Below are 11865 nucleotides of genomic sequence, written 5' to 3'. Positions count from 1 at the left end.
GTTCCACGCGTGTTTACCCCGTTAGCCTGCAATTTCTTTAACAATAACGCTGTAGACATCTTGTAATGATTAACAGTAAAGGCAATAATTCTCATTTGCATTCAATGTAAATAACTTGTTCTTAACACCAATTTTCGCTCCTTTCCTCTGTCGGGAGCGGCGTATCTACCATTTGTAAGGGATAAACAATGAGAATGCCTTTCTGCCGGAAACGGTTAGCGTTGCTGTGTTCCATCGCCATTGCCACACCTGCAGTGACCTTTGCCGCCAACACGCTGGTGGTCACAGCAAAGCCCGAAGAAACGTCGACAACCCCGACAGAAGGCTATACGGCGACCGTCAGTAAAGGCGCAACCAAGACCGATCGTCCGCTGATCACCACCGGGCAGTCAGTCTCGGTGATCACGCGCCAGCAAATGGACGATCAGGGTGCGATGGATGTGAATCAGGCGCTGAATTACACTGCGGGCGCCTTTACGAACTTCGCCGGTGCGGCCACCCGCTACGATACGGTATCGTTGCGCGGTTTCCACGGCGGCGACGTTGATAATATTTTTCTGGACGGCCTGCGGCTGATGAGCGATCCGGGCAGCTACAACGTGCTGCAGGTTGATCCCTGGTTCCTCGAACGCATTGACGTGATCAAAGGCCCCTCTTCTGCCCTGTATGGCCAAACCGTTCCCGGTGGATTAGTGATGGAGACCTCTAAGCGTCCTCAATATGCGCCTGAAGGACATTTCCGTCTGTCCACCGGCACCCATAACACCAACAGCGCCGCATTTGATTACACCAACGCGATCAACGATCAGTGGGCTTTTCGTCTGACCGGCATCACGCGCAACAGCGATACGCAGTACGATCATACCCGCGAAGAAAAATATGCGATTTCGCCCTCGCTGCTGTGGCAACCGGATGAAGATACGTCACTGCTGTTACGCGCCTATCTGCAGAAGGATCCTTCCGGTGGCTATCACAGCGCCGTGCCGGGTGATGGCAGCATAACCGAGCATAACGGACGTAAGCTCAGCACCGGTTTTTATGACGGCGACAGTACACTGGATCAGTTCAAACGTCGCGAGCAAATTTACAGCGCGGAGTTCGCTCACCGCTTTAATGAAACCTGGGCCTTCCGCTCCAATGCCAGCTATTCCCACTCCAATGTCGATTTGGATCAGGTTTATCAGGCTGGCTGGGATTCTCCGCAGTCTGAACTGCTTAATCGCTACTATTCCGGTTCACGTTCTTCACTGAATGCGTACGCGATCGATAATCAACTGGAAGCCGATTTTGCCACGGGTCCGGTAGATCATAAGGTCGTACTGGGCGCGGAATATCATCAGTACACCAATGATTTGCGTGATGCCAGTGGCTTAGCCAGTCAGCTTAACGCGCTGACAGGCCAGGCCGTGGGGACGAATCCGGCTTACGTATTCCAGAACTCACAGCGCCGTTACTACCAAACCGGTATGTATCTGCAGGATGAGATGAAATGGGACAAGTGGCATCTGGATCTCTCCGGCCGCTACGATCGGATCGTGTCTGAAAACAGACAGTACAGCACCGATACGCAATATCGTCGTCAAGACGATCACGTCAGCGGTCGCGCGGCGCTGCTCTATGCATTCGATAACGGTATCTCTCCGTATGCCAGCTACAGTCAGGCCATTACGCCGCAATCGCTTTCCGGACAGGACGGCAACCTGCTGAAACCGACTACATCTGAGCAGTACGAGGCCGGGATTAAATACCAGCCCGTGGGCACGTCCGATCTCTACTCAGCAGCCGTGTACGACCTGACGCAAAATGATGTGGGTAACCGCGTGGTGGTAGGCTCTTATTACGAACCGGCCGGGAAAGTGCACTCTCAGGGCCTCGAACTGGAAGCCCATAATCAGCTCACTCCGCGCCTGAGCACGCTGGCGAGCTTTACGCTCAACCACGTGCGCTTCAAAGATTCTATCGACGGTAACAACGGTCATACGCCTTACGTGACGCCCAACTCGATGGCTTCTGCGTGGGCGAAATACCAGTTTGATGCCGGGATCAGCGTAGGCGCAGGCGTCCGTTACATTGGTCGGCAGTGGGCAGACAATGAAAACACCACTCGTCTGCCTTCCGCTACGCTGTTTGATGCCACGGTACGTGCCGATTTAGGCGTCTGGAACAGCAGCCTGAAAGGGGCTTTTGTGCAGGTTAACGCGAATAACCTGACCGATCGCGACTATGTCTCCGCCTGCTATGGCACCGGCTTCTGCTACTGGGGAGCTGAACGCACCATTGTTGCCACCGTCGGCTACGATTTCTGATCCTTCCCACAGGCGGCACCAGGCCGCCTGTCTCACCTCAGGCCGTTACGGTGCTGTGTCGCCGCTGTTTTTCGCGCAGAAACGACCGCACCAGTGCCAGCCATAACAGCCCGCACAGCAGATTAATCAGGCTGAACCAGGCCGTTCCGCCACCGAAGTACGCCGCTTTCACCGCCTCAATGCCCAGCGCAAACACCACCATACTGACCATCCCTAACATCGCCGCGACGCTGCCCTTGCCCGCCCGGCTGGAGAACAATGTCAGTCGGTACAGCCCGGCATTCACCATTCCGGTGCCGAATCCGTAAAGGCTCAGGCCCGCCGTCAGCCATGCCGCGTTGCCTGCATTGATAAAGGTGCCAATAGCGGCCACCGTCAAACCCGCCAAAATCGGCCAGGCCCCCAGCCGCAGCGGCTGTTCAACCGGCAGACGGCTGGCAAGCCGCCCCAGCAGCAGATTTCCGGCGATCATCGCCAGAAAGACCGGTAACTGGAGCAGCGCATAATCCATGCGGCTCAGTCCCAGATCGTGAATAAGGATAACGGGAGAAAGCGCTACCCAGGCCAGACAGGGAATCGTCACCAGGCCGATGGCCAGTGAACCGCACATCACCTGGCGGTCTTTTAACAAGGCGTAATAGCCGGCCGCCAGGGACTTCAGCGACACGGAGGTGTTTCTGTCGCCCGCCGTTTCCGGCATCGAGAGCCACAGGCCCGTCAATGCCAGAGCAGACAGGGCGGCAAAAAACAGGAACAGCGTGCGCCAGTCCGCAACAGCCAGAAACGCCGTGCCCGCCAGCGGCCCGGCCAACGGTGCCAGCAGCGCTACGTTAGCCATCAGCGCCATCATCTTTACGCTGAGCGCTTCGTCAAATGCCTCCTGAATGGCGGCATAACCGACTGCACCGATGAAACACAGGCTGATGCCCTGAAGAAAGCGCAGCAGGATAAACTGCCCAATGCTCTGCACCCAGTGGGTTGCGAGGCAGGTCAGCATGAAAAAGGCAACGCCTGCCAGCAGCACCGGACGTCGTCCCAGCTTGTCGGATAGCGGGCCCAACAGCCACTGCAACAGCATGCCGCCCATCAGGTAAGCGGTCAGTGACGTGGAGACCCACTCCGGACCCACGTGAAATGCCTGCGTGACCAGCAGCATGCCTGGCTGAATCATGTCGTGCGCCAGATAGGTGGCAAACTCAAATAACACCAGCGATAAGGGGAACAGGAAATGTCGACGCGTGAGGCGCGAGACCGGTTGAAAAAGAGCCATCGTGTAGAATGTCCAGAAAAACGATAAAAAACGCGGTCGCCTGAGCGACCGCGCTGATGTGAAAGGAGGTCATTATCCCGTTACCGCCATTTGGCGATGGGATTCTCCAGCGTACCGGCAAACTTGAGGTTTTCTGCAGGATCGGACAGGTTAATCATCTGCTGATTGTTCGCCAGTTGCAGGCGATTCAGGCAAGAGCGGGTGAATTCGGGCGCAAACATATCGTAGCGGGCGAACTTACTGGCAAGCTGCGGATGGGCCTGCTGATAGTCCTTGACGCACTGCGCCACCCGCTGCCAGAACTGGGTTTCCGACAAGGTATCAGACTGATGCAAAATCGCGCTGATAAAGCGGAAAATGCAGTCGAAGACGTCGGTAAAAATCGACAGCAGCTTCAGATGTTCAGGCACGTCCACCGCCAGCCGCTGCACCTTTTCAGGCAGAACCGCATCCGGATTCATCACCGCAATCTCCTCGCCGATGTCCTTCATGTAGGCGCTGACCGGCACATTGTTTTCCAGCAGCAGAATAAGGTTCTCACCGTGAGGCATAAACACCAGATCGTGTTGATAAAAGCAATGCAGCAGCGGGCTGAGATAACAGTTCAGGTAACGGTCAATCCACTGTTCCGCTGGCAGCCCCGAATCGGCGATCAGCGCCGGTAATAACGGCTGCTGCTGATGATCGACATGCAGAAACGCCGCCATGGTCATTAAACGCTGGCCAGGCTGCAGGTCAGTGACCGGATTATCACGCCACAGGGCCGCAAACATTTTCTTGTAGGCAGAGTCGCCTTTGATCGCGCGTTCGTAATGTCGGTTGTGATAGCCCACTGCGGCCACTTCACGCAGGATGCGGAAATCACAGCGCTGGAGCCAGCTATCGTTTGCCACCAGCGTTTCCAGCCATTCGTTAATCGCGGGCGTGGTCGCCATATAGTAAGGCGAAAGACCGCGCATAAAGCCCATGTTCAGCACCGACAGCGCCGTTTTCACATAGCGTTTCTGCGGCTGGCTGCGGTTAAAGAAGGTGCGAATCGACTGTTGAGCCTGATAGTGGTCCTCACCGATTCCGAGATAAATAATGTCCTGGTTAGCAATATCCGCAGCAAACACCGTCAGCAGTTTATTCTGCCACTGCCAGGGATGGACCGGCATCAGGATATAGTCTTCGGCGACGACGTCTTTGCTCGCCAGTTGAGCGGCGAACTGGTCGAGGGCAGCCTGTCCTAACTCCTCCTGCAACAGCCGCGCATAGCTCAGTTCACTGATGCTGGAGAAGTGAGCATTACGTCGATGCACGGCGACCCAGATCAATCTCACCGGCGTCGCCGCCTCAGGCGCATAAGCGAGATAATCGCGAGCATCAAAACCAATACGGCCGTTATTGGCGACAAAGCAGGGATGCCCTTCCGTCATCGACGACTCCAGGGTCTGGAAGTCCGCCTTCACCAGCGCCTGGCTGTCTGGATTGTTCTTCTGCAGTTTAAACACGCTACTGCACAACGTGCTGCTAATCTCTTCCATATAGGTCGCCAACAGCGCCTGAGGGATGCCGATTTGGGCATTGAACTCTTCAATAAACTGCAGCGCATCCAGCGGTAAACGCTGGCCGTTTTCCTGTTTTTGCAGGGAAGCCACATCGATTTCCCAGTGGTCCAGCGCCAGCCGTTGTGCGGAAAAAACATACTCTGATTCGCCATTCGGCACGGCCAGCTGGTAACGGCCACTGCCGACATCAACAGGGGTGATCAGCTTCTCGTGCGCGAATTCGGCAATGGCTTTGCGAATCAGTAAACGGTTGGCCTGCAGCCAGTCATGTCCGGTGAGGTGTGAACCGTTCAACAGCGGTGTGGTGTTATTCATATGTGATTCCTGCAGTAGGGCCTGCTGATAATCATCGCGCTGGCAGAAAGCCAACCAGGCCGTTTTATGTCCCATATCAATGGTGTGCTGATAGCGAAAACCCGCACGTTTATTCAGGCGATGGATTTTGTCATTGCGCACGTCCGGCTCGACCACCACGCGGTTAACCTCGGGGCGGCTGAACATGTAGTCCATGACCGTGCTGAACACCTGCCAGCTAAACTGGCTGACCGGTGTCACCGCGGGCGCGATCAGAATATGCATGCCGTAGTCGTCTGGCTGGGCGGGATAATGCCTGCCGACCTCATCCTCACTGGCACGATAACATTCGATAAGAAACGCCGGTTCGCCATCGCAGCAGCCGATTAACGCCGCATGGGGATCTTTTGCCGTCAGCTGTTGATAGAATTCGGCGACCTGCTCTGGCGCGTGATCCTGCATTCCCCAGAAGCGGGCGTAGTCGCGCGTGACCCAGCGGTGAATAAGCCTCACATCAGCGGGCAGCAGGGGACGAAGGGTAAACTGCCCCGCTGGACGGGCCGCAGTGAAAAGTGTGGACTGTGACATATTAGTGTTCCGTTTGGGCCGGGAAAGTCTGGAAGGCGATTTGACGCTCAACGGGATAAACTTCCCGCCCGGTGAGTTCACGCAGGAGCACCGAGTTGCGATAGCAGGCCATGCCAAGATCCGGCGTCACAAAACCATGCGTATGCAGCTCCGCGTTCTGGACGAAGACCTGGTTGTGCAGGTCGATACTGTAATTGCGCTGGACGTCGTAACGGCCCTTTTCATCCCAGCGCAGACGCTGGCTGATGCCTTCGATAAACATCGGCGGGCGATACTGATAACCCGTTGCCATGACCAGGCCCTGAGTACGACGCGTGTAAGCACAATCCTGTTCCTGATGATGCAGCGCGAGTTCACATTCACCGCCTGGCAACCAGCGCATACCGGTAAGTTCAGAATGGGTGAACAGGTTAACGTCCAGCGCGCCATCCAGTTGCTTGACGTACATCAGGTCGTAGATGTCGTTGATTAAGGTGCTGTTAATACCTTTGTAGAGATTTTTGTGGCGCGCGTTCAGCGCATCGCGCTTCTCCCCCGGCAGCGCGTGGAAGTAGTCGACCCATTCTGGCGAGGTCATCTCCAGGGTCAGTTTGGTGTATTCCAGCGGATAAAAACGCGGCGCGCGGGTGATCCAGTTCAGCTGATAGCCAAACCGATCGATGTCCGTCAGCAGATCGTAATAGATCTCTGCAGCGCTCTGCCCGCTTCCCAGCACGGTGAGGGTGCTTTTTTTCTGCAATTCCGCTTTGTCTGCCAGATACTGGCTGGAATGGGTGAAACGCGACTGGTGCGGTCGGCTGCACGCCGGCAGCCAGGCGGTGGGTCCGGTGCCCAACACCAGCTTACGGGCCAGCCACTCTTGCTGCTGACCCGTGAGCGTATCCACCGAGCGAACGCAGTAGCACTGTCGGGCATCGTCGTAGCTTACATAGTCTACGCGCGTGTTCCAGCGTAAATTACTCAGCTGTGAACAGGCCCACTGACAGTACTGGTTGTACTCTTTACGCATCAGGAAGAAGTCTTCGCGAATGTAAAACGAATAAATTTTCCCTTTCTGTTTCATATAATTCAGCAGGCTATAGGGATTGGTGGGATCGGCCAGCGTCACCAGGTCAGCCATAAAGGGCGTTTGCAGATGCGCACTCTCCAGCATCATGCCGGTGTGCCAGTCGAATCCCGAATTTTGATCCAAAAAAATCCCCTTCAGCCCCTCAACCGGTTCGCTCAGGCAGGCCAGGCTGAGATTAAAAGGACCGATACCAATACCGATAAAGTCATACATCTGGTTGTTCATTGCACCGTTCTCACTGGTTAGCCACGGGTAATGTCACGTCACGCGCCTGTTCTCGACCGTAATGGGCGATCAGGGCGATCACATCTTCAATGTCAGCCACCGAGGTGGTGGGATTCAGCAGGGTAAATTTCAGGTACTGCCGCCCCTCCACTTTGGTCCCGGCAATCACCGCATTACCGGATCGGAACAGCGCCTTGCGGATACCGGCGTTGATGGCATCCAGCTGTGCGGGATTCATGCCAGGGCGTGGCACGAAGCGGAAGATTTGGGTGGTCAGTTCAGGCGCATGCAGAACCTCAATCGCCGGATGGGCGTTCAGCCGCTGATGGGTTGCCTGAGTCAGCGTCAGAATGGTATCGAATGCCTCACCCAGTGCAGACGGCCCCATAATGCGTAAGGTCAGCCACATTTTCAGCGCGTCAAACCGACGCGTGGTCTGAATACTTTTATTGACCAGGTTTGGCGTCCCTTCCTGCTGGGCGCTAAGCGGATTGAGGTAATCAGCATGGTGAGTCACATGGCTAAGGTGCTGTTTCTCGCGCACAAAGAACGCGCCACAGCTTACGGTCTGGAAGAATGACTTGTGGTAATCCACCGTCACCGAGTCGGCTTTTTCAATGCCGTTGAGGCGCTGGCGATGCTGTTCGGAAACCAAGAGGCCGCAGCCGTACGCCGCGTCGACGTGCATCCAGATGCCGTGCTGCTGACAAAGTTTCGCGATGCTTTCCAGCGGATCGATACTGCCGAAATCGGTGGTGCCGCTGGTGGCAACGACGGCGATAGGGATCAGGCCCTGCTCATGACAGCGCTGAATCTCCTGCTCAAGCTGCACGCTGTCCATGCGGTAATGGTCGTCATACGCTACCGGGATGACCGCATCGTAGCCCAGGCCGAGAATGGCCATCGATTTCTGGATGCTGAAGTGGCTCAGTCTGGAGGTCAACACGCGCCATTTTGCAGCATCGGCAGGCAGGCCCTGATGTTTGATCAGGTGGCCCGGATGATGTGCGGCGCACCAGCTGTCGCGCGCCAGCAGCATCGCCATCAGATTCGACTGCGTCCCGCCGCTGGTAAAGATGCCGTCTGCGCTCGCAGGCAGACCGATGCGGCCCAGTGTCCAGTCAATCACCTTCTGTTCTATCAGCGTTCCGCCCGCACTCTGGTCCCACGTATCCACGGAGCTGTTGACTGCCGCCATGATCTGCTCGGCCAGCAGCGACGGCAGTACGACCGGGCAGTTAAGGTGCGCCACGTATTTGGGATGGTGAAACCAGACGGCATCGCGCAGATAAAGCGTCCGCAGCTCTTCCAGCGCGGCCTCGTTATTTCCCAGCGGCTGGTCAAGATCGACAGCGCTGAAAGCCGGAGCCAGCTCGTGGGGCAGAATACCGCTGAAGGGCTTTTCAACGCGCTGAACGGTGCTGGAGATCAGCGCCAGCGCCTCTTGCGTTTGCTGATGCCACGCAGGGATTTGCGCGTCGTTAAAGATAAAGTCCTGAGCAGTCAGGACCTCATCAGGCAGATGTCGGCGAGGCACCGACAGATTTTGCTTACGTAACACCATATCCTGTTCCTTTGTTAAAGACGTAGGCTGCCCGGCCACCGTGAAAACAGGGCAGCAGCATGCGCCAGACCGCGCGAGTCAGTTCAGATTCAGTAACCTTTAGCCGAGCTGGCTAACCAATGAGATCAAGAAAATTAAGAATTTATGTTTAAAAAAATCATTAAAAACTACATTTTATGTGGTTAATTTGCATTAAATATGCGCTTTTTAACGATAATAACAACACTAATAATAATCATTATCATTCAACTTTTAAAAGGGTAAGCATTCTCATAAAGCTGGCTAATGTCTTTTTATGTGATCTTGATCACATAAAACAGCTTATGTTCGGCGCGGGAAGATGAAGAGATGGCGAAAATAATCTCCATCGGCGCCAAACCAAAGAAGAAGGGTTCTCAGCCGGGCAAAAAACAGGAGGCGTGACGACGGGGTTCTGACATAACGCGGCATACCGGTGTGTTTATCCGGTCTGAAGAGGCCGGCTTCAGTAAGAAGCCAGCGCGAACGAAGATACCGACAGGCTATCCAGCGCGTTTCGCCACCGGAATTATCCCGGGCGCATGACGCCCCCGGAATCCCAGGGGAAAAAGACGATGCGGTAACAACAGCCTGTTTCACCGGGTAAGGTTACGACCCTGAAGTGTCGCCGTACGGGTTTTACAGCAGACCGGTTTCGACCTGAAAATGGCGCTGCTCGCCGGGCATCAGCGCGATTAACGTTCCGGCGCGCGTTGCCGCAGCAAAGCCTTCAGGACGGCAGGTGGCAGGCAGCACATAGGCAGCAACCTGTTGATCCGCATTATGCAGTATCCAGCGCGTGGCATGTGGGAACTGCGCAGTGGAAAAGCGGGTCATCAGGGCGTAACCGTCCGGAGAATGGAGTTCAAACTGAACGTTCTCCCCGTACTGCGCCAGACGATCGGCAAAGAAGACAATCTCTGGATCGTACATCTCGGGTTGATCCAACCGGCGTAAAGCGGCGGGATCGCCGGCAAGGGAAGCGGTAAAAGCGGTCCATTGCGGCGTGGGCCGCACATGTGCCGGTAGGGAGCGGCGCAGCTGAAATGCCTCATCCGGTATCGTCTGCCTGAACTGCCCTTGCGCCACCCACGCGCTGTTGATGTGGCACATGTACTGCAACGGCATCGGCGCGCCAGCCAGGTTGGTGACGCTCATCTCCAGCACCAGTCGTGCCTGACTGGCCCCTAATCTTACCGCCGGAGCCGCCCGATAGTGGTGACCAAACCCCTTGATGTATTCGGTTTCGCCCTCCACCGAAAGTCTGTCGCCCTCCAGCACAATCCATGCTGTATCCATGCGTGCGCAGGCCATTTCGCCGTGCAGCGCGTGCGTGTCTTCCGCAGCAGGGCAGCCATTCGCCAGCAGGCCAGAGTGAAAGGCAAAGCAGCCATAGGTATCGATAATCGAATCACCCGGCAGCGGCTGTTTAAAGCGATGTCCCATGGTTAATGCGCGGCCGTCAAAATTCACGTCCCACACCATCTGGCCCAGAAACGGCAACACAATTACCGTGCCCCGTCGGTTGTGAATGCGAATGGCTTCAATGCCCGCAGGATAACGAAACAGCTCGACGCTGAAGTCCTCGCTCTCCAGCAGCAGGCAAGGCGTGTAGGTGAACTGTTCGCGACAAAGCGGTAAACGGGTTTTCATCGCCCCTCCTCCGCCAGGTTTCCGCTAAGGCGAAGCTGCTTTTTGTGGCGCAGCTCGCCCCAAAAATAGAACCCAACCCATGCGAAACACAGCAGCGATACGCCGAATGCCAGCTGCATCGATCCCAGGTGATCGGAAACAAAGCCCTGCAGCGCGGGCACAAAGGCCGCACCCACAATGGACATCACAATAAATGCTCCTGCGACTTCGGTGTATTTACTGTCAACGGTCGCGAGCGTCCCGGCATAGATCGTCGCCCAGCACGGGCCAAACAGCACGCTGACAAACACCGCAGCGTAGACTGCTGTGAAATTGGGCATCAGCATCACGTAGCCCAGCGTTGCGATGCCAAGGAGTGAAAAGGCGATAAGCACTTTCTCTGGCCGGAAACGCGTCATTAAAATGTTGGCGACAAACTTGCCAATAAAGAAACAGATAAAGCTGTAAATCATAAAGCTGGATGCCTCGCGCTCATTGGCCGCTCCCAACGTAAGCGCCAGACGGATGGTAAAGGACCACACCGCCACCTGCATACCGACGTACAAAAACTGCGCCAGAATACCGCGTTTAAAATGGCGATTTTTAGCCAGATAGCGAAAGGTTTCCCCCAGCGTTGGCAGCGATTTTTCGTTGCTTTGCGGCTTGCAGCGTGGATAGCGGGTGAACATAAACAGCAGCATGACAACCACCAGCACCATCACCAGATATTTATAGGGTTCCAGGGTATGTTCCAGCATGGACAGGCGGAAGGCATGCGCCTGCGCCGCCGTCATGTTTGCCATTTGCGTTTCCAGACTTTCTCCATCCTGGAACACCAGATATTTTCCCAGCACAATGCCCATCAGCGCCCCCACCGGATAGAACGTCTGACTGATGTTAAGACGCAGCGTGGCATGCTGACGCTGTCCGATCATTGAGCTGTAGGTGTTCGCCGCCGTCTCCAGAAAGCTTAACCCAATGGCAATGGCAAAAATCGCCGCCAGAAACATGGTGTAGGTTGCCATATGCGAGGCGGGATAAAACAGCAGGCAGCCCAGGATGTACAACGCCAGACCGGCTAATATAGCCAGCTTGTAACTGGTTTTACGGATCACCAGCGAGGCAGGAATCGCAATCAGAAAATAGCCGCCGTAAAAGGCGCTCTGCACCAGGGCGCTGGCAAAATCGCTCAGGGCGAAAACGCTTTTAAACTGCGTAATCAGAATGTCATTCAGGCTTGCCGCACAGCCCCACAAGGGGAACAGGCAGGAAAGCAGAATGAACTGGAACAGCGGAGTCTTATTTAGATAACCGTCATTTTGCTGAACAATGTTCTGGTGCATGGCTGT

7 protein-coding genes are annotated in these 11865 nt (G+C 55.5%); 1 reads left to right on the top strand and 6 read right to left on the bottom strand.

The genetic code is table 11. The features are described from left to right. The first annotated feature begins 188 nt into the window (after positions 1-188). Positions 189-2306: a TonB-dependent siderophore receptor gene (locus NYE92_RS18205; protein WP_110015272.1), complete on the top strand. Its 2118-nt coding sequence runs from the start codon at positions 189-191 to the stop codon at positions 2304-2306. Positions 2307-2343: 37 nt separating this feature from the next. Here the strand turns inward: NYE92_RS18205 and NYE92_RS18200 are convergent, their stop codons facing one another. From NYE92_RS18200 to fucP, 6 genes are all read right to left on the bottom strand, one after another. Further along, complete coding sequence (locus NYE92_RS18200) at positions 2344-3576, bottom strand: MFS transporter (protein ID WP_014606629.1); 1233 nt, start codon at positions 3574-3576, stop codon at positions 2344-2346. A gap of 80 nt (positions 3577-3656) precedes the next feature. Then, entirely contained in the window at positions 3657-6008 is a 2352-nt protein-coding gene (locus NYE92_RS18195; protein WP_028714798.1) for a GNAT family N-acetyltransferase, read from the bottom strand. A 1-nt stretch (position 6009) separates the two neighbouring features. Next, on the bottom strand, positions 6010-7302 hold the full coding sequence (locus NYE92_RS18190) for a lysine N(6)-hydroxylase/L-ornithine N(5)-oxygenase family protein (protein ID WP_014606631.1): 1293 nt from the start codon (positions 7300-7302) through the stop codon (positions 6010-6012). Between the two features lie 10 nt (positions 7303-7312). After that, a complete protein-coding gene (locus NYE92_RS18185; protein WP_029568443.1) occupies positions 7313-8866 on the bottom strand; it encodes an aspartate aminotransferase family protein in 1554 nt (517 codons plus the stop codon). A 657-nt stretch (positions 8867-9523) separates the two neighbouring features. Next, positions 9524-10537, bottom strand: coding sequence for an aldose 1-epimerase family protein (locus NYE92_RS18180; protein ID WP_015700998.1), 1014 nt, complete (start codon positions 10535-10537; stop codon positions 9524-9526). Then, entirely contained in the window at positions 10534-11859 is a 1326-nt protein-coding gene (gene fucP, locus NYE92_RS18175; protein WP_015700999.1) for an L-fucose:H+ symporter permease, read from the bottom strand. Before fucP ends, NYE92_RS18180 begins: the two co-directional genes overlap by 4 nt. Positions 11860-11865: the final 6 nt, after the last annotated feature.

This window comes from Pantoea sp. B566, from assembly GCF_024793925.1.
GTDB classification, from domain to species: domain Bacteria; phylum Pseudomonadota; class Gammaproteobacteria; order Enterobacterales; family Enterobacteriaceae; genus Pantoea; species Pantoea ananatis.
This window is presented reverse-complemented; position numbering and strand designations above follow the sequence as displayed.